The sequence below is a fragment of the Chryseomicrobium excrementi genome (genome assembly GCF_002798305.1).
Lineage (GTDB): Bacteria > Bacillota > Bacilli > Bacillales_A > Planococcaceae > Chryseomicrobium > Chryseomicrobium excrementi.
This window is the reverse complement of record NZ_PCGR01000001.1, coordinates 252,538-275,947: the sequence shown is the minus strand read 5'-3', so window position 1 is coordinate 275,947 and position 23,410 is coordinate 252,538. Positions and strand designations below refer to the sequence as shown.

At 43.1% G+C, this 23,410-nt stretch carries 24 protein-coding genes; 1 reads left to right on the top strand and 23 read right to left on the bottom strand.

All coding sequences use genetic code 11. The features are described from left to right. Positions 1 to 211: 211 nt before the first annotated feature. The 4 genes from rpoD to ccpN all read right to left on the bottom strand — a co-directional run bounded on the left by rpoD (position 212) and on the right by ccpN (position 4,871). Positions 212 to 1,336 (bottom strand): RNA polymerase sigma factor RpoD, encoded by a 1,125-nt coding sequence (gene rpoD / locus CQS04_RS01405; RefSeq protein ID WP_094942084.1) that lies wholly within the window; start codon positions 1,334 to 1,336, stop codon positions 212 to 214. Between the two features lie 31 nt (positions 1,337 to 1,367). Then, entirely contained in the window at positions 1,368 to 3,188 is a 1,821-nt protein-coding gene (dnaG, locus tag CQS04_RS01400) for a DNA primase (RefSeq protein ID WP_165775429.1), read from the bottom strand. 221 nt (positions 3,189 to 3,409) lie between these two features. Further along, complete coding sequence (locus CQS04_RS01395; protein WP_425430226.1) at positions 3,410 to 4,219, bottom strand: pyruvate, water dikinase regulatory protein; 810 nt, start codon at positions 4,217 to 4,219, stop codon at positions 3,410 to 3,412. Positions 4,220 to 4,232: 13 nt separating this feature from the next. Further along, the gene (gene ccpN, locus CQS04_RS01390; RefSeq protein ID WP_100352426.1) at positions 4,233 to 4,871 is read right to left on the bottom strand and encodes a transcriptional regulator CcpN; all 639 of its coding nucleotides are present in this window, start codon (positions 4,869 to 4,871) and stop codon (positions 4,233 to 4,235) included. 324 nt (positions 4,872 to 5,195) lie between these two features. Between ccpN and CQS04_RS01385 the strand changes: the two genes are divergently transcribed. Further along, positions 5,196 to 6,566, top strand: coding sequence for a glycine--tRNA ligase (locus CQS04_RS01385; protein WP_425430231.1), 1,371 nt, complete (start codon positions 5,196 to 5,198; stop codon positions 6,564 to 6,566). Positions 6,567 to 6,589: 23 nt separating this feature from the next. On the opposite strand, the gene recO is transcribed toward CQS04_RS01385, so the two are convergent. From recO to dnaK, 19 genes are all read right to left on the bottom strand, one after another. Beyond that, entirely contained in the window at positions 6,590 to 7,375 is a 786-nt protein-coding gene (gene recO / locus CQS04_RS01380; RefSeq protein ID WP_100352424.1) for a DNA repair protein RecO, read from the bottom strand. Positions 7,376 to 7,390: 15 nt separating this feature from the next. Further along, on the bottom strand, positions 7,391 to 8,302 hold the full coding sequence (gene era, locus CQS04_RS01375; protein WP_100352423.1) for a GTPase Era: 912 nt from the start codon (positions 8,300 to 8,302) through the stop codon (positions 7,391 to 7,393). Between the two features lie 26 nt (positions 8,303 to 8,328). After that, a complete protein-coding gene (locus CQS04_RS01370; RefSeq protein WP_165775428.1) occupies positions 8,329 to 8,685 on the bottom strand; it encodes a diacylglycerol kinase family protein in 357 nt (118 codons plus the stop codon). Beyond that, the gene (gene ybeY, locus CQS04_RS01365; protein ID WP_100352421.1) at positions 8,678 to 9,163 is read right to left on the bottom strand and encodes an rRNA maturation RNase YbeY; all 486 of its coding nucleotides are present in this window, start codon (positions 9,161 to 9,163) and stop codon (positions 8,678 to 8,680) included. The genes CQS04_RS01370 and ybeY overlap by 8 nt, the downstream gene beginning before the upstream one ends. Beyond that, entirely contained in the window at positions 9,160 to 11,268 is a 2,109-nt protein-coding gene (locus CQS04_RS01360; RefSeq protein ID WP_165775427.1) for an HD family phosphohydrolase, read from the bottom strand. The genes ybeY and CQS04_RS01360 overlap by 4 nt, the downstream gene beginning before the upstream one ends. 56 nt (positions 11,269 to 11,324) lie before the next feature. After that, entirely contained in the window at positions 11,325 to 12,278 is a 954-nt protein-coding gene (locus CQS04_RS01355; RefSeq protein WP_100352419.1) for a PhoH family protein, read from the bottom strand. After that, a complete protein-coding gene (locus tag CQS04_RS01350) occupies positions 12,271 to 12,564 on the bottom strand; it encodes a hypothetical protein (RefSeq protein ID WP_100352418.1) in 294 nt (97 codons plus the stop codon). The genes CQS04_RS01355 and CQS04_RS01350 overlap by 8 nt, the downstream gene beginning before the upstream one ends. Positions 12,565 to 12,573: 9 nt before the next feature. After that, entirely contained in the window at positions 12,574 to 12,777 is a 204-nt protein-coding gene (locus CQS04_RS13655) for a hypothetical protein (RefSeq protein WP_133118801.1), read from the bottom strand. Positions 12,778 to 12,887: 110 nt separating this feature from the next. After that, positions 12,888 to 13,106: a hypothetical protein gene (locus CQS04_RS01345; protein WP_100352417.1), complete on the bottom strand. Its 219-nt coding sequence runs from the start codon at positions 13,104 to 13,106 to the stop codon at positions 12,888 to 12,890. A gap of 48 nt (positions 13,107 to 13,154) precedes the next feature. Next, the gene (locus CQS04_RS01340) at positions 13,155 to 13,622 is read right to left on the bottom strand and encodes a hypothetical protein (protein ID WP_100352416.1); all 468 of its coding nucleotides are present in this window, start codon (positions 13,620 to 13,622) and stop codon (positions 13,155 to 13,157) included. 24 nt (positions 13,623 to 13,646) lie between these two features. Continuing rightward, positions 13,647 to 14,654 carry a flotillin-like protein FloA gene (floA, locus tag CQS04_RS01335; protein ID WP_094942096.1) on the bottom strand — a complete coding sequence of 336 codons (1,008 nt, stop codon included), beginning with the start codon at positions 14,652 to 14,654 and terminating at the stop codon, positions 13,647 to 13,649. Then, complete coding sequence (locus tag CQS04_RS01330) at positions 14,654 to 15,943, bottom strand: NfeD family protein (RefSeq protein WP_100352415.1); 1,290 nt, start codon at positions 15,941 to 15,943, stop codon at positions 14,654 to 14,656. Before CQS04_RS01330 ends, floA begins: the two co-directional genes overlap by 1 nt. Before the next feature lie 282 nt (positions 15,944 to 16,225). Further along, complete coding sequence (gene rpsU, locus CQS04_RS01325; protein ID WP_004227078.1) at positions 16,226 to 16,399, bottom strand: 30S ribosomal protein S21; 174 nt, start codon at positions 16,397 to 16,399, stop codon at positions 16,226 to 16,228. Positions 16,400 to 16,507: 108 nt separating this feature from the next. Continuing rightward, complete coding sequence (gene deoC / locus CQS04_RS01320; RefSeq protein WP_100352414.1) at positions 16,508 to 17,179, bottom strand: deoxyribose-phosphate aldolase; 672 nt, start codon at positions 17,177 to 17,179, stop codon at positions 16,508 to 16,510. 114 nt (positions 17,180 to 17,293) lie between these two features. After that, positions 17,294 to 18,637 (bottom strand): tRNA (N(6)-L-threonylcarbamoyladenosine(37)-C(2))-methylthiotransferase MtaB, encoded by a 1,344-nt coding sequence (gene mtaB / locus CQS04_RS01315; protein ID WP_100352413.1) that lies wholly within the window; start codon positions 18,635 to 18,637, stop codon positions 17,294 to 17,296. A gap of 17 nt (positions 18,638 to 18,654) precedes the next feature. After that, a complete protein-coding gene (locus CQS04_RS01310; protein WP_100352412.1) occupies positions 18,655 to 19,389 on the bottom strand; it encodes a 16S rRNA (uracil(1498)-N(3))-methyltransferase in 735 nt (244 codons plus the stop codon). 11 nt (positions 19,390 to 19,400) lie between these two features. Next, positions 19,401 to 20,339 carry a 50S ribosomal protein L11 methyltransferase gene (gene prmA / locus CQS04_RS01305; protein ID WP_100352411.1) on the bottom strand — a complete coding sequence of 313 codons (939 nt, stop codon included), beginning with the start codon at positions 20,337 to 20,339 and terminating at the stop codon, positions 19,401 to 19,403. A 15-nt stretch (positions 20,340 to 20,354) separates the two neighbouring features. Further along, on the bottom strand, positions 20,355 to 21,482 hold the full coding sequence (gene dnaJ / locus CQS04_RS01300; protein WP_100352410.1) for a molecular chaperone DnaJ: 1,128 nt from the start codon (positions 21,480 to 21,482) through the stop codon (positions 20,355 to 20,357). Between the two features lie 96 nt (positions 21,483 to 21,578). After that, positions 21,579 to 23,399: a molecular chaperone DnaK gene (dnaK, locus tag CQS04_RS01295; protein WP_100352409.1), complete on the bottom strand. Its 1,821-nt coding sequence runs from the start codon at positions 23,397 to 23,399 to the stop codon at positions 21,579 to 21,581. Positions 23,400 to 23,410 lie beyond the last annotated feature (11 nt).

The window sequence follows — 23,410 nt, the reverse complement described above, 5'->3', positions numbered from 1 at the left end:
GAATTTAAACACGTACTCCTAGATGTGAAGAACGCCGCTCTAGAAATCGTGTGAAAACTGGGCGTGTCCGTAGAGGCGCTCTTTGCCTCTATGGATGCGACCGGTTTTCGCGGGGATTTCTGGCGTTCGTAACTCGATTACTCATAAATGTGAAAGGCGTTCGCTCTAGAAATCAAAAAAACCACTCCTCATAAAGAGAAGTGGCTGAAGATCAATCTAAGAAATCTTTTAATCGTTTGCTACGAGACGGATGACGCAATTTGCGAAGTGCTTTTGCTTCAATTTGTCGAATACGCTCACGAGTTACACCGAACACTTTCCCTACTTCTTCAAGTGTACGTGTGCGACCATCGTCTAGACCGAAACGCAGACGCAACACGTTTTCTTCACGATCCGTTAAAGTATCTAAAACGTCTTCTAGTTGTTCTTTAAGAAGCTCGTAGGCTGCGTGGTCTGATGGAGACTGGGCATCTGCATCTTCAATGAAGTCTCCGAGATGCGAATCATCTTCTTCCCCAATCGGAGTTTCAAGTGATACAGGTTCTTGTGCAATCTTTAGAATTTCACGCACTTTTTCTGCTGGAAGGTCCATTTCTTCTCCAATTTCTTCTGGAGAAGGCTCACGGCCTAGATCTTGTAACAATTGACGCTGAACACGAATCAACTTGTTGATCGTCTCCACCATGTGCACCGGAATACGAATAGTACGCGCTTGGTCAGCTATCGCTCGTGTGATCGCTTGACGAATCCACCAAGTTGCATACGTACTGAATTTGAATCCTTTGCGGTGATCGAATTTTTCAACCGCTTTGATGAGACCCATATTTCCTTCTTGAATCAAGTCAAGGAATAGCATACCGCGTCCGACATAACGCTTTGCAATACTGACAACAAGTCGTAAGTTTGCTTCAGCTAGACGTTTGCGCGCTTCCTCATCACCTTGTTCAATGCGCTCTGCGAGCTCAATCTCTTGTTTCGCACTTAACAGTTCCACACGACCGATTTCTTTAAGATACATGCGGACTGGATCATTGATTTTCACACCAGGAGGAACGCTCAGATCATTAAGATCAAAGGTTTCCGTTGTTTTTTTGTTCATCAACTGATCGAGTTCTTCTTCATCTCCATCTTTTCGGCCAAGCTCAATGCCTTTGCCTTCTAATTGGTCGATGAATTCTTCGATTTGATCTGACTCCAGTTCAAACGTCGCTAATTTTTCAGCGATGTCTCCATATGTCAGTTCACCATTTTTCTTACCTAACTCGATTAATTGCTTTTTTGCTTCATCTAATGACAACTCCAAATCTTCTTTCACCTGATCTGATTTTTCTGCCATAAGAATTCCTCCTTTACGTGCCTAAATGAAATCAGATTGTGTGAAGTGTGCGCTTGAGTTCAATGGCCTGTTTGGCCAGTTCAAGTGCTTTCGTATAATCTGACAATTTTTCAGCTACTTTAGATTCGTGCATTAATGCTTCAATACGTTTCTCTACCCGATATTTGCGTAGTTGACGCATGCTATCTTCAATTTCTTTAGTGCTGCTTTCTGGGTCTTTATCCATCATTGTGGCAAACATATAGACCTTTTTTAATGAGGGATTTTCCGTCACTTCAAGTAGTCTTTGAAAATCACCTGTAGGATACCTTTCATAAAATGCTAACAAATGCAGAAATGCCTCTACCAACTCATCGTGGACAAACAGTTCCATATCTTCTTGAATTCCTTTTGAGCGAAAAACCGTCGGGTCATCCAACAAGTGAGCAAGTAGTAAATATTCGGCACGACTTGTAGCATCTAATTTCTGAGTTGAATTTTTCACCACAGGTTGCCGTTCAACAAGAGGGCGCTCCGTCTGCTCCGTCTTCGCACGTTTCGCAAGATGCTTTCGTAGTTGCTGCTCGATAACATCTTGAGAAATCCCCACTTCTTCGGCCAATTGTTTTACGTAATAGGACTGTTCAATAGGCGAAGCTGATTTTGCAATTTCAGAAATGATGGTGTCTGTATACTGTAAGACGTCGGAATCGTTCTGAAGGTTCAGCCCCTTGCGGTAGTAGACCATAGAGAACGCCATTTCTGTTAAGCCTTTTTCAGCGGACAGCTTTGCTAATGCCTCTAATCCGTTTTCTTTACTGAACTCATCTGGATCCGAATTGTTTGGAAGGAGAAGTGCGGTCCGTTTCAATGCTTTTCCATCGGTCGCTTGAAATGCTTTTTTCGTTGCCTCTAGACCTGCTTTGTCTCCATCGAAACAAAAAACGATGTCACTCGTCAGGCGTTTCAGACGTGTAATATGATTTTGGGTAAGGGCTGTCCCCATAGTACCTACGACATTCTCCACACCTGCTCTTGAGAACGCGATGACGTCTAAAAATCCTTCCGAGATGATTACTTGTTTCTTCATTCGGATTGCCATGCGCGCTAGATGCATGTTATAAAGGACATCGTTTTTTTGAAACAACTCGCTCTCAGGGCTGTTCAAATATTTGGCCTCATCTGCAGTTGAATCTAGAATGCGACCTGAGAACGCGATGGCCTGTCCTTTATCATCAAAGATTGGAAACATGATGCGGTTTCGGAAGCGGTCAAAGTAACGTTCTTTGTCTTCTTGCTTCACGAGAAGTCCGCATGCTTCCATTTCAGCTGGCTCATACCCTCGTTGCTCGAGTAATGCTGTTAGATTGTCCCATCCCGGCATGCTGTATCCCAGTTGGAATTTTTTTATAGTATCTTCATCAATACCTCGATTTTTCAAGTAAGCGAGAGCTTGCTCCCCTTCTACTGTGTGTAACAGGAGATGGTGATAGTACGAGGCTGCAAAGGTATGGGCGGCTTTCCATTTGTCATGAAGAGGATTTTTAGCATTTTCTTTTGTGGCAGTTCCTTCATCTAGCTGCAGATCCATACCTGTTCGTTCTGCAAGTCGATTGATGGTCTGTTGAAAAGTAAACCCTTCTATATCCATTAAAAATGTGATGACATTTCCGCCAGCACCACAGCCAAAGCAATGAAAGATTTGTTTTTCTTGTGCGACAGAGAAGGACGGTGTTTGTTCCCCATGAAATGGACAGAGACCGAAATAGTTTCGTCCTCGTTTTGTGAGCTGTACGTAGTCCCCAACGACGTCTACAATGTCAACGGAAGAGCGAACTTGTTCAATCACTTCATCATCTACATGCTTCGCCATTAGCTCACCTACTCTTTGCATACTTAACTGATTCTACATCACGCGTCGATTATCCTGCATAAATCGACACTTCTTCTGAAAAAAATAAAAAACTACTAATCACAAACCATAATTATAAACTAAATCCTATAGAATCGCTATGACATCTCGTGAAAAAATAGCAAAAGAATCGCGACAAAATCCGGGCGCCTTCGCTGCCCGGATTTCTAGAGAACATCTTATTAGTGCTTTGTAGATTCTTGTCGTTTAGAAATGATGATATTGGCCGTTTCTTCAACAGCACGGTTTGTAACGTCAATGACTTCACAGCCAATGCGGTCAACAACCGAATGGAAGTGTTTCAATTCTTCTTGAATTCTCTCTATTTTAGCGTAGTTTGCTTCATCACTCAAGCCAATCGCCTTGAGACGCTCGCGCCGGATAGAGTTCAATTTCTCCGGATTGATGACGAGCCCGAAACATTTGGCTGGATCAATGTGAAACAGCTCTTCTGGTGGGTCCACCTCCGGAACGAGGGGTACGTTTGCAACTTTCCAGCGCTTGTTCGCCAAGTATTGTGACAGAGGTGTTTTAGAAGTACGTGAAACTCCTACTAATACGATATCCGCTTGTAACAATCCTCGAGGGTCCCTTCCATCGTCGTATTTCACTGCAAATTCCACTGCTTCAATTTTAGCAAAGTAATCTTCATCAAGACGTCGCACAAGGCCCGGCTCTTGCATGGCATGGATTCCAATCACTTTTTCGAATTTTTCAATGACAGGTCCCATTAAATCGATGGCCTCTACTCCCGCCTTCTCAGAAAGGTTCGCTACTTGCTGTTTCATGTCGTCTCGCACCAATGTATAAATGATGATGGCTTGATGCGATTTTGCAAGATCCACGATTTCTTGAATATGATCTAATGAATCGATGTGCGTGAATCGTTTGATCCGTGCTTTGTGATACACATCTTCAAATTGACTAAGAGCGGCCTTTGCGACCAACTCTCCCGTCTCTCCAATAGAGTCCGAAATAATAAAAATATGCACTAGGTCACTCTCCTTAAATATCATGCTCATCTGCTAGCGCTAGAAAAGCACGCGTGATTGTCGTCTTTGTTACACGGCCAACGACTTCTAGTCCATCATCTGTGCGTTTGACTACAGGCAACGAGTCAATTTGACGGTCCATCAATAACTGAGCAGCACTTAGCAATGAATCGTCTTTATGGCAAACTGTGATGTTTGGCATACGAGTCATCATCATGTGAACCGGCATCTTATTCAAATCTTGATTGCCGATAGAAATGCGAAGTAAATCTTTTCTCGAGACGACGCCAGTCAAAATCCCTGTCTTGTTTACGACAAACATCGAGCCGACATCTTCAAGAAACAACTGACAAATCGCATCATACACCGAGATATGTTCTTGAATGACGACTGGCACCGATTGAAAATCTTTGACTTTCCATTTGGTCATCGTATCCGAAATGGCTTGGCCCGTCTTTTTGCCAGAATAAAAATAGCCGACACGAGGACGTGCATCCAGATATCCTGCCATTGTTAGAATGGCAAGGTCCGGTCGCAAAGTGGACCTAGTTAAATGCAGTCGGTCCGCGATTTGTTCTCCGGTGATCGGTCCGTTCTCTTTTACTATATCTAATATTTCTACTTGCCGTTTATTGAGTTCGATTGGTTCCACCGCCTCAAAGTTCTACAAAATTCAGTCTAATTATAGCGCACCTAAGGGCCGATTGCTAAGTATTCCTGCTCATGCTATACTATTTTTATTCAAATAGAGGCAATGAACGGACAATAAGTAGTACGCATAGAGCGAGCAGGAGATGGTGAAAGCCTGCACTTGTACGAAACGGCACCCGGGAGTCTCACACGAACAAAGAGGACTGGAGGATTCCAGTCAATCGAGGTGGAACCGCGGGTCTTGAGACTCGTCCTCGGGCACTACTGCCCGTGGGCGAGTCTTTTTTTGTTCGTGAACATCAAAAAGGAGGAACAATCTATGAACATGGAAACAATCGTAAGTATTGCCAAGCAGCGTGGTTTCGTATTTCCTGGTTCTGAAATCTATGGTGGATTAGCGAACACTTGGGATTACGGTCCACTTGGAATCGAATTGAAAAACAATATTAAAAAAGCATGGTGGAAAAAATTTATTCAGGAATCCCCAACGAATGTCGGGATTGATGCGGCAATTTTGATGAACCCGAAAACGTGGGTGGCATCTGGTCATATTGGAAACTTCAATGATCCGATGATTGATTGTAAAGCGTGTAAATCTCGCCACCGTGCAGACAAAATCATTGAAGATGCCCTAGACGCTAAAGGCATTGAAATGGTCGTTGATGGCCTTTCTTTCGATGACATGAAAAAGCTGATCGATGAGCACCACATCGTCTGCCCGACTTGTGGCAAGTTCGATTACACGGACATTCGCCAGTTCAACTTGATGTTCAAAACGTTCCAAGGTGTTACAGAAAGCTCGACGAACGAAATCTTCCTTCGTCCTGAGACGGCACAAGGGATTTTCGTGAACTTTAAAAATGTTCAGCGGTCGATGCGTAAAAAAGTACCTTTTGGTATCGGACAAATCGGGAAAAGTTTCCGTAACGAAATCACTCCAGGAAACTTCACATTCCGCACACGTGAGTTTGAACAAATGGAGCTTGAGTTCTTCTGCAAACCAGGTGAAGATTTAGAATGGTACGCTTACTGGCGCGATTTCTGCAAAGACTGGTTACTGAATCTAGGGATGAAAGAAGACACGATTCGTCTCCGTGAACACGATCAAGACGAACTGTCTCATTACTCAAACGCTACAGTCGACATCGAATACAAATTCCCATTCGGTTGGGGTGAGCTTTGGGGTATCGCAGATCGTACGGACTTCGATTTGAAACAACATATGGAGCATTCAAATGAAGACTTCACGTATATCGATCCGTTGACGAACGAACGTTACGTTCCTTACGTAATCGAACCTTCACTAGGTGCTGACCGCGTGACTCTTGCATTCTTGATCAATGCTTACGAAGAAGAACAGCTTGAAGGCGACGACACTCGCAATGTGATGCGTTTCCATCCTGCGCTAGCTCCATTCAAAGCAGCGATTCTTCCATTGTCTAAAAAGCTCTCAGAGCCTGCAGGTGAGTTATTCGCTGAACTGAGCAAGCACTTCATGGTCGATTACGATGAGTCCCAGTCCATCGGGAAACGCTACCGTCGTCAGGATGAAATTGGCACACCATTCTGTATCACATATGACTTTGACTCCGCAGAGGATGGTCAAGTGACAGTACGTCACCGTGACTCTATGGAACAGACTCGTATGCCGATTGCAGACGTCAAAGCATATATTGAAAAACACTTAGAATTTTAAAAACAAAAAAGGATGTTCCCTAGTTACTCGGGAGCATCCTTTTTCGTATCTGTAGGTTCAAACAGAAGTGGATTGCGTTCAATTTGATTGAGAAACTTTCGAGATTTTAATTGAATCCCTACTTGCTCTTCATAAATTGTCGTAACAATTTTGCGCATGAATTGTTTCGTCTCTTTTTTTAATTGAATCGAGCCGACTTCTTCAAGCGGTGTAAACATAAATGTGCGAATCAAACGCACCTGTACAGGTGATAACCGGATGATATACGGATCAATCGAGAAGCACCGGTGACAAAGAAACCCTATCTGCTGGAATGAAAACGCAAACTCGCCTTCTTTCGCTCCGCAGTTCGCGCAGCCATCTAAATGAGGTCGAATTCCTGCGCGAAGCAGCATTTTCCATTCTACAAATAATAAAATGGCTTCCGGGTCCTGGTCTTCTTCTATAGCCTGTAAGGCTTGATGGAGCAGTTGGTAAACACCACTTGAAGCAGTGTCGTCATCCGTTAATTTATCGATTAATTCCGTAATGACACTAGCATAAGCCGTCTTCAAAAAATCTTCTCGAATGTGGCGCATTGATTGAATGATTTCCGCTTGCTGGAGTGTCCCCATCCCTCTCCCTTGTTGGAGTAAGAAGTAGCCATGCGTGAACTGTTGCGTGACAGCTGAGAAACGACTAGCGGGTTTTTTGGCACCTCGAGCCATCGCGGTGCGCTTTCCCATCTCTTCTGTTAAAATCGTGACAATCTTATTGTTCTCTCCGTACGGAATGGCGCGTAACACGTACCCTTCTACTTTAGACAGCACGGCTGGCCCTCCTTCTTAATATTCGTCGTCACGGAAGCCGTAGTCACGAAGCTGGTTCGCCTTGTTTCTCCAGTCTTTTTGAACTTTGACCCATAGTTCAAGAAATACTTTAGAACCGAGCAGCATCTCGATATCGTGACGTGCTTTAGTACCGATATCTTTAAGAAGCGCTCCACGCTTTCCAATAACGATTCCTTTTTGAGAGTCTCGTTCAACGACGATTGTAGCCGATACGTTGATCAACTCTTTGCCTTCTTCTTTCCGAATCTGCTCAATGACAACAGCAATTGAATGAGGGATTTCCTCGCGTGTCACATGCAATACTTTCTCACGAATCAATTCAGAAATGATAAATCGCTCCGGATGATCCGTTACTTGATCTGCTGGATAGTACATCGGCCCTTCCGGCAAATACGATTCTAAGGTAGCAAGAAGTCTCTCTACATTATTTCCTTGAAGTGCAGAAATCGGAACAATTTCAGCGAAGTCATACTGTTCTTTATACGAATCGATGATGGCAAGGATCTCATCTGGATGAATTTCATCAATTTTATTAATTACTAAAAATACAGGCGTTTCATTCCCTTGAAGCATCTCAATGATCATTTTATCCCCTGCACCAATTGGTTCCGATGCATTGACCATGAATAAGATCGCATCTACCTCTTTCAAGGTGTTTTTCGCTACTTTCATCATGAAATCGCCTAATTTATGTTTTGGCTTATGAATACCTGGTGTATCAATAAAAATCATCTGACTCGTATCTTGAGTGAAAACACCTTGTACTTTATTACGAGTCGTTTGAGGCTTGTCGCTCATGATGGCGATCTTTTGACCGATGACCCGATTTAAAAATGTAGATTTTCCCACATTCGGACGTCCGATGATGGAAATAAATCCCGATTTGAATTTCTTTGGCTGTTGCATTCAAATTTCCTCCGTTCTGTCTCCTGTTACCCGAACAAAGCAAGTAATTTAGGAATATATAGTATACACCCAATTACAGCTGCACCGCACGCATAAACTAAGCAAGCTCCTGCTGCTATATCTTTTACTTTCCCTGCTTTCTCATTCCAGTTCGGCTCTACAAGATCCACAAGTGTCTCCAGTGCTGTATTGATCATTTCTAATGCGAGCATCCCTGTGATGACGACTATCAAAATGATCCATTCAATTTGTGAGAACTTTAGCAATAAAGCAGCTGCAAGTGTAAATACTGCCGCTACTAAGTGAAACTTCATATGTTTTTCACTGCGAGTGGCAGCTAGTATTCCTCGCAAGGCTACTTGAAATGAACGCAGTTCATTCATGACTTTCAGAACCTGATAGACGTGGCAGACCAAATTCAGAAAGATACGCATCTTGTTTGCTAAACATTTCTTTTTCTTGTTGTTCCGTCATGTGGTCATATCCTAGTAAATGCAAAAGTCCATGTGTAGCTAGAAATGCTAATTCACGTTCAAATGAGTGACCGTAATCCGCTGCCTGCTCTTGTGCACGGTCGACTGAAATGATGATATCCCCAAGTAGCAAGGTTTCATCTCCGACAATTGCAACTTCTCCTTCACCTTGTTCTTGCATGGCAAACGAGATGACATCCGTAACTGCATCTTTATTTCTGTATGTCCGATTGATCTCTTGAATTTCTTCATTTGTGACAAAGGATACGGAAAGCTCCGCGGCATCTGAGACGTCTTCTTTTTGTGCAACAAATTGAAGGACTTTCTCAACAAGATCCAGCGCCTCTGGTGTAGCTGAATTTGTTTCATTTAAAAAATCGATAATCACTTTTTTTCCTCCTCCGGGTACTGGATTCGTTCATGATAAAATCCTTTGAGGGTTGAACAAATGCTTTCTTTAACTATGGTCAAATCTTTCATCGAAATATCACATTCGTCGAATTGGCCGTCATTGACTCTATCCTTAACTATGGCATCTACAAGTTCTTTGATCTTGGAGCTGCTTGGTTGCTTCATCGAACGAACAGCTGCCTCCACACTATCAGCAATTGAAATCACTGCCGCTTCACGTGATTGTGGTTTTGGACCGTCATAACGAAACAGCTCCTCATCACAGTCACCGTCTTGTTTCGCTTTGTGATAGAAGTATTTAATACAGGTCGTCCCGTGATGTTGAAGTGCCACATCAACGATGGCTCGTGGAATCCGATTTTGAATCAAGATGGCCGCTCCGTCTGTCGTATGATCTTTAATGATGCCTGCGCTCGTTTCAGGAGGCAGATGATCATGAGGGTTGTAGCCGTTCGTCTGATTTTCAATGAAGAACCCGGGACGTCTTGTCTTTCCAATATCGTGATAGTAGCACGCAACTCGAGCGAACAAGCCATTGGCACCAATTGATTCACATGCAGCTTCAGACAAATTGGCAACCATGACACTATGGTGATAAGTGCCGGGTGTCTCCATGAGTAACTTTTTGAGCAACGGATGACCGGGATTTGCCAGTTCAAAAAGTTTCATTGTGGATAAGATCCCAAAAGCGGATTCAAAAAATGGTAACGTTCCAAAGGTAAATGCTCCTGAGATCATTCCGGATAACATACCGATTCCAATCAGTAAAAGAGTATCTTGCATCGTAGATGTAGTCGTTGATAACAATAAATAAGTTCCCATAAACAAAGTATTCGTCAGGGCTACAACACCGCTCGTTTTCATAATCGGAGAACGTCCTGAAAAGAATTTGAATGCGAAGATGCCAGACAATCCTCCAATCAATGTATAGAGAGCTATATCTGTTTGCAAAAATGATGTAAACCCTTCTCGGAAGATATAACCTGCTAATAACGCATTGGCGATTAAACTGATATAGGCCAAGCGTTCATTCGTTAATAGATAAACCGTCATCGAAACGAATGCTGTAGGAAATAAGAAAGCGATAGTAAATGTAAAGTTGGCGTCAATTAGAGCCGTTAACACCATTAATAGCGCAGACAATGCAAGTACCAGCAAGGACACACTGAGCCACTTGACACGGACTTTACGACTTCCCTCAGTTAGGTGTATGGCACTATACACCATTCCAACTGTGAGTAAGATCAGCACTGCTAACCCTGCATACGACCGGTACTGGACATCATTTTCGACCATGCCAGTAAGCTCCAGCTGTCTATAGATTTCTCTATCTACATATTGACCTTCTTGAACAAGCAATTGTCCTTGAAGGATACGAGTCGGTTCCACAGCGTTCACAGCTTCTTCGATGCGTTGATCTGTGAGCTCTTGGTCAATCAGCTCTGTTTCTATTATGGCTGTGGAAAGGATTTTTCCGACGGCATTCTCGTAATTCGTAGGGAAAGGTAACCGTTCTTTTAATTGTGTAATTCCCTGCTCTCGAATTGCTGAGACTTGATTGCCTCGGATAGGCTCTGCTAGTAATTCCGTAACCTCAGAGACCGCCACCTCAGTCGTCGTCTCTAGTGTAGATAAAGGCTGTGAGTAAATGACTTCTAGCTCTTCATCTGTTAATCGTTCTGAAAGATCAGGTGACAACTCTTCTAATTCATTCCGAAGTTGCTGAATAGGCGTAGCATCTTGTTCTTCAGAGAGTGCCTGCTCTTTAATTACAAGGATCGATTCAAAGACAGAGGCTATCCAAGCTGACTGATTGTCACTAGCTTCTTCTTGGAACACATAGACAGGGTCTACTGCCTCTTTGGCTGCCACACGGTCTTGTTCCGTTTTTAAAGGGTCTTCAATGGTTTTAGAAGAACGTATGGTTTCAGGTGACAGTTGAAAGCGTTCAATAGTGTATGTAGTTTCGTTCGTCACGAAAGAGAGCATGATATAAAGTAAAACGGCGCCTGCTAAGGAAATAGAAGCAAGGACACCTTTCTTTTCATGAATTGACGTAATGAATTCAACAAACCGGTTCACGAGCATCCCTCCATCTCTTTACAGTATACCACGTAAAAAGCAGTAGTCGAAACCGACTACTGCCCTTCTTCATATGCTTGTATAATTTTCGCAACTAGTGGATGACGCACCACATCGCCTTGTTCTAAGTAATGAAATTCAATTCCTTTGACGTTTTTCAACATCGACTCAGCAACCATTAAACCTGATTGTGTATTTTTCGGTAAATCAATTTGAGTTTTGTCTCCAGTGATCACCATCTTTGAACCAAATCCAAGACGAGTTAAAAACATTTTCATTTGTGCAGGGGTCGTATTTTGCGCTTCATCTAAAATGACAAATGCATCATCTAGAGTGCGTCCGCGCATGTATGCTAATGGTGCAATCTCAATCACTCCGCGCTCAATCAAGCGTTCCGTCTGCTCTGCACCAATGACATCATGAAGAGCATCATAAAGTGGACGTAAGTACGGATCTACTTTCTCTTTCAAATCACCAGGTAAGAACCCTAAGCTTTCTCCAGCTTCGACGGCTGGACGCGTTAAAATGATCCGTTTGACATGACCGTTTTTCAATGCCTGAGAAGCCATGACCACCGCTAAATACGTCTTACCTGTTCCTGCAGGACCAATCCCAAATGTCAAATCAAAGCTTTTAATTCCTTTGACATAGGCTCTTTGTCCGATAGATTTGGCACGAATCACTTTCCCTTTGACAGTACGGGCGATTTCCTCTTCATATAACCGAACAAAATAGTCAATGGTTCCGGAGTTAGCCATTTCTAAAGAAGCGACCACGTCCCGTTCATTCACTTGTATTCCTTTGCGAATCAATTCAAGAAGGGCATTGATCACGCTCTGTGCTTTTTTAACTTGTCCTTCTTCTCCGACAATCAGGAAAGTATCCCCTCTTGCAATTAGCTGAACTGAAAAATTTTCTTCAATAAGCGCAAAGTTTTTATCCCCATTTCCATGAAGCTGGACGGCTTCATTCGGGTCATTCACTTTGATTTCGAGTTTTTCCTCAGTCATTCAACGTCTCCTTAAGGTACTCTGGTTTAGCAAGGATGCCTTGGATTTTGACTAGTACCTTCCCTCTTACTTTACCATTAACATTTTGTACCTGTAAAACCTTTATGCCTTTAATCTTTGTTTCTTGTTGTTGTTGCTCTATAAATTGTCTGATGATGGCATCTGCGTGACTTGAAGAGTAGTCAAAATCTGCAGAGGGCGAGTCCAATTGAAATCCAAGCTCTCGAAAGTAAATGCCTGTAATTTCTCCTTTTGCTGCTTTTCCGTCATTACCGACCGCTAACACATTTCCTTTTTACACAATGTCTTTTCTTTTGACCAAACTCGTTCCTTCTACGAGCTGCACCCGATCGATTTGTCCATCGTAAGCAGCAACGAACTTCTCGGCTTCCGGCCAATCTTTTGGCAATACCGGCTTGGGAGAAGGCACTAGCGTTACTTCTACAACGGAGTGCTCTCGACTGATCATCACCCGCGCAATGGAATCATGCTGTTTCAATATCTTGAGAAAATTTGAGTTTGGTTAATCCAATATTAGGTTGACAAAATGTCACAGATGTTAAAAAATTTCGTAGTCGCTCAGGCGTACCTTTTACAGACACGTGGAGGTTAGAAACGAACCACTTCAAATAAATTCAGTCCTTTAAATCGGATTACGAGCAAATCTTTAGAATAAGTCGGTAGCATCAGCTGATCTGCACCCACTTCAATTTTCATCTCTGTAAGTCTGATACTTAGTGTTCTCTCACCGAACGACTGTAGTCTCGCTGGCCCTTTTATTACTAGATAGCTAAATAAGTCAGTTTCTATATAAGGAGTTTTCCACATAAAAACACCTCTCTCTCACAATGGTATGTGAGAAAAGAGGTGTCTAGACTAACGTCTTTTTGAAACTGGTGGTGCTAGAATTTCGGATAACACGATAGCACGAGCCAGATCGTCTGTAGAATCAATCAATTCTGCTACAGGTAATTCTTTTTGTACCGTAGGTTCTGTTTTTTGATGAACGGATAAACGACCTGGGCGTCTTTCTGCGATTTCCCGTTCTATAGTTACTGGCACTCTTTCTTGAATCTCTTTAACAGGAGCTGTCGGTGTAGATTGAGGAAGTCTTGAGCGGACTTCACGTTCTACCCTTTCTGCCACTTGTCTTGCCTTCGGAGGTACTTTTTGATCGGATTGATCAAGCATTTGACGAGTCCAGTCCTCTAACTCCTTTAATGAACGAGGACGAGTCTCCGATTTTTGGCTTACTGGAGGTGGAGTTTTTTGGCTCGCTTTTTTCTTATCTCCAAAAAAAGAACTGATGATGAGCGATAAGATGATGAGCAAAATTCCTTCCATACTCATTCCTCCCTTCTGTTCGTATTAGGAATTAGTAGGACGGTCTGTAGACGAATCCTTTTTGCCTACTTTGCTGATGGAATCACGCATCGAAGTGTCTGCTTGAACATTTTTGTAGTTCATGTAATCCATAACACCGATGTTGCCATCTTTAAGAGCGTCTGCCATAGCTAGTGGCACTTGTGACTCGGCTTCGACTACCTTAGCACGCATTTCTTCAACGCGAGCCTTCATCTCTTGCTCAGTTGCAACGGCCATTGCACGACGTTCTTCAGCTTTTGCTTGAGCAATTTTCTTGTCTGCTTCGGCTTGCTCTGTTTGAAGTTCGGCACCAATGTTCTTACCGATATCAACATCCGCAATATCGATCGACAGAATTTCAAATGCTGTACCAGAATCTAGTCCTTTTGATAATACGGTCTGAGAAATCATATCTGGATTTTCTAATACTTTTTTATGGTTCTCGGATGAACCGATTGTACTTACAATCCCTTCACCGACACGTGCTACGATTGTCTCTTCACCAGCACCCCCGACAAGTCGGTCAATGTTGGCACGAACTGTAATACGTGCTTTTGCTTTCACTTCAATACCATCCATCGCCACACCAGCAATAAATGGTGTTTCAATGACTTTCGGATTTACAGACATCTGTACCGCTTCTAGAACGTCACGTCCTGCCAAGTCGATAGCTGCTGCACGTTCAAACGAAAGATCGATATTCGCACGGTGTGCGGCAATCAAGGCATTGACGACGCGGTCTACGTTACCACCAGCCAAATAGTGACTTTCAAGCTGGTTGATTTGCACGTCTAGACCCGCTTTATGTGCTTTGATTAACGGATTCACGATACGATTTGGAATAACACGACGTAAGCGCATTCCGATCAATGTGAAAATACTGATTCGTACACCTGCTGCTAATGCAGAAATCCATAGCGTAACGGGTACAAAGGTGAAAAATACGGCCAATAGTAGGAATATGACAACAATCGTTCCTACAAGACCAAATAGACCTAGTCCTTCTAGCATTACATTTCCTCCTCTAGGGTTTCACGAACCACAATCCGTGAACCTTCTACTTTTCGAATGATGACAGTTTTATTGCGGTCAATAAAGTTTCCTTCTGAGACAGCATCAAGGCGCTCATCACCTATAACTATCGTACCAGAAGGACGTAGCGGTGTTAAGGTGATTGCGTGTTGCCCAACTAATTCTCTTCTTTCTACTGCTGAGACATAGCCCTTTTCAGTTGAAGTCGAGTCGCTCAAAATGATTTTGTTGAACAATTTTAATTTCTTCCCAAAGAACTTCATGATAATCACCATTCCTGTAATCGCAACTGCTAGTGCAATTAAAATTGAGATACTGATTTGCGTCATATCTGCTCCTGCAAGATACAAACTGCCAATTATAGCAAGTCCCCCTGCTATTCCACTAATACCAAAGGGGAGGAAGAGCTCCGCAAGAAGCAAGATGATTCCAACACCAAATAATAGGACTGCTTCATAGCCTGCAAGTCCGGCAATCATATGACCATAGAAGAATAACAAAATAGCTGTTAATCCCATAAGGCCTGGTAATCCAAAACCAGGTGAATACAATTCCACAACTAAACCTAGGCTACCGATAGATAATAAGATGGGCACAATAATCGGATGAGTGAGAAAACGCGCAAGTTTAACGAGAAACGACTCTTCCACGCTAATCACTTCTGCGTCTGGGAATCCAATCGCAGTGAGTACGTCTTCAAAAGTTTCTGCTATACCTTCAGCGTAGTCTACCTCTACCGCTTCTTCAGCTGTTAAAGTAAGGAGCTTACCTTCTCCAGCTCGGTACTGAGGAAAATCATAAGAAGGATCAATCATTGCAAGCGCAATTTCAGGATTTCGATTTGAGTGTTCCGCCGCATTTTGCATAGAGGCTGCCCATGCACTTCGAGCTTTTTCATCTGCAGCATTTCCTGTTTGATCAATCACTGCTGCCGCTCCCATTGTCGCGTCTGGAGACATATAGATTTCATCTGCATAGAGCGCTAGAAACGCACCTGCTGAGAGTGCTCTGTCATTTACATAGACGTAAATATCCAAAGGACTATCTGCCATCAGCTTCGCAATATTTTCAGCTGCATCTACTGCGCCACCAGGTGTGTTCATCTCGATAATTACAGCGTCTGCATTTTGATCTTCAGCTTCTGACAATGACTGATTCAAAAATGTATAAAGCCCTTTTTCTACTGCCTCATTAAGAGGGACACGGTAGACGGTTTCAGTATTCGCACTTACAGAGAACAAGGGAAGAAGAAGTCCTAAGAGGAGCATACAAACCCAAACGATTCGTAGTTTTTTCACCTTTTCACCCCACTTTCATGTTCTGTCTACTGATTCTACGTTCATCTTACCGAAAAGTTTCATCTTTTCGCATGTTTTTTGACTTACAGAATGACTAACTTTTTACCTGAGACACCATTTCCAAGGGGAGAACATGCAAGCCATAGAAAAGGTTTTTTAACTATACAAAAAACCCTCATAGCCATATGGCTATAAGGGTTTGTGTTCGATTTAATCATCAAGTGTTAGTAACGCAGGGATGCATCGGGAAGATTACCACTTACGTTTACGCGCAGCTTCTGATTTCTTTTTACGTTTTACGCTTGGTTTTTCATAAAACTCGCGCTTTCGTACCTCTTGAATAGTACCGCTTTTAGAAACAGTACGTTTGAAGCGTCGAAGAGCATCCTCAAGCGATTCGTTTTTGCGAACGACAGTTTTTGACATCTCTCTTTCCCTCCCTCCGAACACACATCAAAGCACATAACAGTAAAGTTATGTTACCTAAAAATTATAGCGTATTCGCTAGGAAACGTCAACTACTGCGATGAAAATTTAGTAGTCAGAATCGCTCTTCTGACCTTCCATGATCAATACGCCTGAGCTAGCTCCAATACGAGTGGCTCCTGCTTCAACCATTTTGTTGAAATCTTCAAGGCTGCGAATGCCTCCTGAAGCTTTCACTTCAAGGTCTGCTCCTACAGTTTCTTTCATTAATTTTACGTCTTCAGCAGTTGCTCCACCAGTAGAGAATCCTGTAGAAGTCTTCACGAAATCAGCTCCAGCTTCTTTTGATAACTGGGAAGCCAGAACGATTTCATCTTTTGTAAGAAGGCAAGTCTCAAGAATCACTTTGACGATTGCTTTTCCTTTAGCTGCTTGTACAACAGCTTCAATGTCAGCTTTTACGTCTTCTGTTAAACCTGATTTCAATGCGCCTACGTTTAAGACCATATCGATTTCAGTTGCGCCTTTTGCGATAGCGTCTTTTGTTTCGAATGCTTTCGTGTCCGCAGTAGAAGCTCCAAGTGGGAAGCCAATTACCGTACACACTTTTACCGGGCTATCTTTTAATTGCTCAGCAGCAAATGCTACCCAAGTAGGGTTTACACAAACAGATGCGAATTCATATTTCGCTGCTTCTTGGCAGAGGACTTCAACTTGTGATTTTGTAGCTTCTGGTTTCAATAATGTATGATCAATATAAGATGCGATTGATTTTGTCATGGTTATTCGTCTCCTTTTGAGTTGAGATGTACGTACCTCTTCATCATAATCAAATAAACTGGGAAAAGCAAGTAAAGGAAAACGCTTCCTGCAAGATGCAAGAAGCGTTAGGTTTTAAGCGTTGACTACAAAGTTTTCTTCTAAGACACGAACAAATTGACCTTCGTTGTATGGATAGCCCGCTTTTGTGATTTTGACTTTGACAAGTTGCCCGATCAATTCTTCAGTACCTGGAATAATGACTTTCAAGTAGTTGTCTGTATAGCCGACGACCAAATCTTGTGAAGTTCCGTTATCAAACTTCTCTTCTGGGATGATTTCAAGAACCTCATCTTCGTAACTTGACGCATACTCTTTTGCCAATTGGTCATTCAATGTAATGAGGCGGTGTACACGCTCATTCTTCACTTCTTCATCCACTTGATCATCCATACGAGCGGCTGGTGTACCTGTCCGTTTTGAATAAGGGAATACGTGAAGCTCTGAGAAGCGATGTGTGCGAATGAATTCGTACGTCTCCATGAACTCTTCTTCCGTCTCACCTGGGAAGCCTACGATGACATCCGATGTAATGGCTAGGTCTGGCAAAGCTTTACGCAACTGCACTAAACGATCGGCAAAGAATGCCATCGTGTATTTGCGTCTCATACGCTTCAATACCGTATCCGATCCCGACTGAATCGGAATGTGCAAGTGACGGACAACAATATTCGATTGCTTCAATACGTCAATCACTTCATCCGTCAATTGACTTGCTTCAATCGAGCTGATACGAAGCCGTTTCAATCCAGTGACTTGAGATTCTAAATCGCGAAGTAGTTGTGCAAGATTGTAATCTTTCAAATCTTCACCATACCCACCTGTATGAATTCCAGTCAACACGATTTCTTTGTAGCCCGCAGCTACGAGCTGTTGTGCTTGATGGACGACTTCTTGTGGGTCACGAGAACGCATCAAACCGCGAGCCCAAGGGATGATACAGAATGTACAGAAGTTGTTGCATCCCTCTTGGATTTTAAGTGATGCACGCGTGCGGTCTGTGAAATTAGGAACATCCAACTCTTCGTAAACACGGTTCTTCATGATATTGCCGACAGCATTGATTGGCTGCCGCTCTACTTTGTATTGTTCGATATAATCAAGCATCTTGCGACGATCTTGAGTACCGACGACTATGTCTACTCCAGGAATCGCCATAATTTCAGCAGGAGAGGTCTGCGCATAACAACCTGTCACACAGATGACGGCATCTGGATTTTGACGGATAGCACGGCGGATCACTTGACGGCTCTTCTTATCCCCTGTGTTCGTTACTGTACATGTATTGATCACATAAACGTCCGACTTTTTTTCAAAATCTGTCCGTTCGTAATTTTGTTCTTTAAATAGTTGCCAAATCGCTTCGGTCTCATAATGGTTCACTTTACATCCCAACGTATGAAAAGCTACTGAAGCCATACTAGCCACCTCTTCTTTCATTCAAATTCATAAGACAGGGCACTTAATGCATAGAGAGGAGCGGTCTCTGCACGTAGAATGCGAGGTCCGAGCGTGACACCACTTGCGCCTACTTCTACAAGTGCGTCTACCTCGTGCCGTGCCAAGCCGCCTTCAGGTCCGAACACAATAAGTATCGACTTATTATCATACACCTTTTTTACATGGTCTGCAAATCGAATTCGTGTGTCTTTTTTTGCTTCTTCCTCATCACAGATCCACACATGATCAAAGGATTTTGCCGCTTCACAAAGCTGTTTGAGAATATGTATCGAATGAATCGTCGGAATGACGGTTCGGTGACTCTGCTCTGCAGCCTCTTTTGCAATTTTTTCAAAACGCTCTTGTTTCTTCGTCCATTTTTTCGCATCCCACCTCACTACCGAGCGCTCTGCTTCAAAAGGAATAAACCCAGTCATTCCAAGCTCCGTGGCTTTCTGAATGACCAGGTCTAGTTTATCTCCTTTTGGAAGACCGCACGCTATTGTGACATGTACGGGCAATTCAACAGAACGTTCTAGTGGGGCTAGTAAGAGCACTTCTACGGAATCTTTCTGCAAATTTACGATTTCAGCTTTGAAAGCCTGCTGCTCAACCACGACTAGCAGTTCATCCGCCTCTTTCATCCGCATAACCCGTTGGATATGATGCGCATCTTCACCTTCAATAATCGCTCTATTGTCTGTAGATTGCTGTACGAAATAACGCTGCATCAGACATCCTCCTAGTTCTTACGAGAGATGATAGCGACCCAATCTTCCATCATCATCACTTCTTCAATGACAAACCCCGCAGCTTCTAAGCCGTTTCGGACATCGTCTTTTCTCGCACCGATAATACCCGATGTGATGTAGACACCCCCTGGCTTCACCATTTGAAAAGCATCCGAAGTAAACGACAAAATAATATCGGCTAAGATGTTCGCCACTACTACGTCTGCTGGTGCTTCCACAGAATCCAGCAAATTCCCATGAACAGTTCGAACACGGTCTTGGACTTTGTTTAGCGCCACATTAGCAGTAGCAGCGGTCACTGCCACTTCATCTAAGTCGAGTGCATGGACATGTTCTGCGCCAAGCAGTGCAGCTCCAATAGCGAGAACGCCTGAACCTGTACCTACATCGATGACCGAGTCACCCAACTTCACATGCTTCTCAAGTGCCTGCAGACACATGACTGTAGTTGGATGTGTGCCTGTTCCAAAAGCCATCCCTGGATCTAGTTCGATGATCAATTCATCCGTTTGTACGGGAGTGTAATCTTCCCAAGTTGGAACGATTGTAAAGCGGTTTGAAATTTTCACAGGATGATAATACTGTTTCCAAGCAGTGGCCCAGTCTTCTTCATCTACTTCATGAAGTGTGACGGTTCCTTCTCCAATGGAAATATCAAAGTTTCGGAGATTTTCAATCGCAAGCTTAATTTCTTCGACTGTCTCATAGATGAAACTAGTAGCCGCGAGATACGCTTTTACACGGACACCCGATGTTGGGAAGTCAAGAGGGTTCAATTCGTATAGTTCACCAAACTGATCCTCACGTTCTTTATCTAGCTCAAGAGAATCTTCAATGACTACTCCACTCGCCCCCGCTTCATGCAAAATATTGCTGATCGGTTCTACCGCTTCATTCGTTGTCAATACAGACAATTCCATCCATTTCACTTGCGAATCACTCCTTTAGTCACCTTTTATCTTATTACGTAGTTTATCAAACAATGAACTGCCTTGCTCTTCTGGAATATCGCCACTGATTTCTGCGAATTCACGAAGCAATTGTTTTTGTTTCTCTGTTAATTTTTTCGGAGTGATCACTTTCACAATAACGTGTTGGTCTCCAACACCGTATCCGTGAACGTTTTTGACACCCTTCCCTTTAAGACGGAACTTTGTAGCAGACTGAGTTCCAGCAGGAATTTTCAGTTTCACTTTTCCTTGTACTGTCGGAATTTCAACTTCATCCCCAAGAGCAGCTTGTGCAAATGTAAGCGGCAATGTGAAATAGATGTCGTCTCCGTCACGTTCAAAACGAGAATCCGGCTTCACTCGGAACACAACGTATAGGTCTCCTGGAGGCCCACCATTGACACCTGGTTCTCCTTGTCCAGATACGCGAAGTTGTTGACCATCATCCACACCTGCCGGAATCGTAATCTTGATTTTTTTACGCTTTGTCACGCGACCCCGTCCAGAACAAGTCGAACATTTTTCTTTGATCTCTTTCCCTGTCCCTTCACACACTGGGCACGTACGCTTTGTTTGTACACGACCAAAAGGCGTGTCTTGAGTGATGTTGACCTGGCCATGACCTTGACACTGCGAACATTTTACAGGAGATGTTCCTGGTTTTGCTCCGCTGCCATCACATGTGTCACAGATCTCATCTTTAGAGACTTCAATCTCTTTTTCTTTTCCAAATACAGCTTCTTCAAATTCAATCGTCATAGAGTACTGCAGGTCATTTCCTTTACGCGGAGCGTTAGGATCACGTCGGCGACCACCGCCTCCACCAAAGAATGAGCTGAAGATGTCTTCGAAGCCAAAGCCGTCTCCACCTGAGAAACCTCCACCGAATCCACCAAACCCTTGTGGACCCGCATGACCAAACTGATCATATTGAGCACGTTTCTCTTGATCACTCAACACTTCATAGGCTTCTGAGATTTCTTTGAACTTGTCGGCAGCGCCAGATTCTTTATTAATATCCGGATGGTATTGTTTTGATAGTTTCCGGTAAGCTTTTTTAATTTCATCTTGAGAGGCGGTCTTCGAAACGCCGAGCACCTCATAATAATCTCGTTTCTCCATGATTCACTCTCCTCACAACTTTACTATTGTACCATGTTTTCACGACATGGAAAAAGCCAAAGACAATGGTGCCTTTGACTTTTCACATTGCAAACCTTACTTGTCTTTGTTGTCGTCTACTTCTTCAAAGTCTGCATCGACAACTCCGTCATCCGCTGGATTCTCTCCTGCTGCTTGTTGATCCGCTGCCGCTTGCTCATAGAGTTTCATAGTAAGTTTTTGAACGACTTCTTGAAGAGCATCACGTTTTGTCTTCATATCTTCAAAGTTGTTAGCTTCAATTGCTGCTTTTAATTCATCTTTAGCAGTTTCAGCCTCTTGTTTCTCTTCTTCAGATACTTTATCTTCAAGATCTTTCAAAGTCTTCTCCGTCATGAAGACTAGTTGATCTGCGTCGTTTTTCAAGTCCGCTTCTTCTTTGCGCTTTGCATCCGCTTCAGCATTTGCTTCTGCTTCTTTTACCATACGCTCGATTTCTTCATCTGATAATGAAGTGTTCGATTGAATTGTGATCGTTTGTTCTTTTTGTGTACCAAGGTCTTTTGCTTTAACGCTTACGATACCATTCTTATCGATATCGAATGTCACTTCGATTTGTGGCACACCACGTGGTGCTGGTGGAATGTCCGTAAGTTGGAAACGGCCTAATGTTTTGTTATCTGCTGACATTGGACGCTCACCTTGAAGTACGTGAATATCTACTGCTGGTTGGTTGTCAGCTGCAGTAGAGAATGTTTGAGATTTTGAAGTTGGGATTGTCGTGTTGCGCTCGATAAGTTTCGTGAACACGCCACCCATCGTTTCAATACCAAGTGACAATGGAGTTACGTCTAGAAGAACGACGTCTTTTACATCACCAGTAAGTACGCCACCTTGAACTGCAGCACCCATTGCTACAACTTCATCTGGGTTTACACCACGGTGTGGTTCTTTACCAGTTTCTTTTTTAATCGCATCTTGTACAGCAGGGATACGAGTCGATCCGCCAACTAAGATAACTTTATCGATATCATTTGAAGATAGACCCGCATCACGCAATGCTTGACGCGTTGGTTCCATCGTACGTTCTACTAGAGAAGCACTCAAATCATCAAATTTCGCACGAGATAGTGATACTTCTAAGTGAAGTGGTCCAGCTTCTCCTGCTGTAATGAATGGTAATGAAATCTGAGTAGAAGTTACACCAGAAAGGTCTTTTTTCGCTTTTTCAGCTGCATCTTTTAGACGCTGCATAGCCATTTTGTCTTTAGAAAGATCGATGCCGTTTTCTTTTTTGAACTCTTGTACTAGATAGTCGATAATCACTTGGTCAAAGTCATCTCCACCAAGGCGGTTATCACCAGCAGTAGCGAGTACTTCAAATACGCCGTCACCTAGTTCAAGGATCGATACGTCAAATGTACCGCCACCTAGATCGTACACTAAGATTTTTTCTTCGTGATCCATTTTATCAAGACCATACGCTAGAGCAGCAGCTGTTGGTTCGTTGATGATACGCTCTACTTCAAGACCTGCAATTTTACCAGCATCTTTTGTTGCTTGACGCTCAGCATCGTTAAAGTAAGCAGGAACTGTGATAACTGCTTTTTCAACTTTTTCACCTAAGTATTCTTCAGCGTATGATTTCAAATATTGAAGGATCATAGCAGATACTTCTTGTGGTGTGTAGTCATTTCCTTCAGCAGATACTTTTTCAGACGTCCCCATTAAACGTTTTACAGAAGCAATTGTGTTTGGGTTTGTGATTGCTTGACGCTTTGCTACTTCCCCAACTTGGCGCTCGCCGTTTTTAAATGCAACAACTGATGGAGTTGTGCGGTTCCCTTCTGGGTTTGGAATTACTTTTGGTTCGCCGCCTTCAAGTACAGCGACACATGAGTTTGTTGTTCCTAAGTCAATACCAATAATTTTAGACATATTCGTTGTTC

Bases quoted from the DNA above. Each gene is read 5' to 3' on its own strand.
- CQS04_RS01330 (WP_100352415.1), bottom strand. From the start codon at position 15,943: ATGCTCCTCTTAGGACTTCTTCTTCCCTTGTTCTCTGTAAGTGCGAAT.
- floA (WP_094942096.1), bottom strand. From the start codon at position 14,654: ATGCTAGAAGGACTAGGTCTATTTGGTCTTGTAGGAACGATTGTTGTC.
- CQS04_RS01310 (WP_100352412.1), bottom strand. From the start codon at position 19,389: ATGCAGCGTTATTTCGTACAGCAATCTACAGACAATAGAGCGATTATT.
- CQS04_RS01345 (WP_100352417.1), bottom strand. From the start codon at position 13,106: ATGTGGAAAACTCCTTATATAGAAACTGACTTATTTAGCTATCTAGTA.
- deoC (WP_100352414.1), bottom strand. From the start codon at position 17,179: ATGACAAAATCAATCGCATCTTATATTGATCATACATTATTGAAACCA.
- CQS04_RS01385 (WP_425430231.1), top strand. From the start codon at position 5,196: ATGGAAACAATCGTAAGTATTGCCAAGCAGCGTGGTTTCGTATTTCCT.
- CQS04_RS01370 (WP_165775428.1), bottom strand. From the start codon at position 8,685: ATGAATGAACTGCGTTCATTTCAAGTAGCCTTGCGAGGAATACTAGCT.
- dnaG (WP_165775429.1), bottom strand. From the start codon at position 3,188: ATGGCGAAGCATGTAGATGATGAAGTGATTGAACAAGTTCGCTCTTCC.
- CQS04_RS01340 (WP_100352416.1), bottom strand. From the start codon at position 13,622: ATGGAAGGAATTTTGCTCATCATCTTATCGCTCATCATCAGTTCTTTT.
- rpsU (WP_004227078.1), bottom strand. From the start codon at position 16,399: ATGTCAAAAACTGTCGTTCGCAAAAACGAATCGCTTGAGGATGCTCTT.
- dnaJ (WP_100352410.1), bottom strand. From the start codon at position 21,482: ATGGAGAAACGAGATTATTATGAGGTGCTCGGCGTTTCGAAGACCGCC.
- rpoD (WP_094942084.1), bottom strand. From the start codon at position 1,336: ATGGCAGAAAAATCAGATCAGGTGAAAGAAGATTTGGAGTTGTCATTA.
- CQS04_RS01355 (WP_100352419.1), bottom strand. From the start codon at position 12,278: ATGACTGAGGAAAAACTCGAAATCAAAGTGAATGACCCGAATGAAGCC.
- era (WP_100352423.1), bottom strand. From the start codon at position 8,302: ATGCAACAGCCAAAGAAATTCAAATCGGGATTTATTTCCATCATCGGA.
- dnaK (WP_100352409.1), bottom strand. From the start codon at position 23,399: ATGTCTAAAATTATTGGTATTGACTTAGGAACAACAAACTCATGTGTC.
- mtaB (WP_100352413.1), bottom strand. From the start codon at position 18,637: ATGGCTTCAGTAGCTTTTCATACGTTGGGATGTAAAGTGAACCATTAT.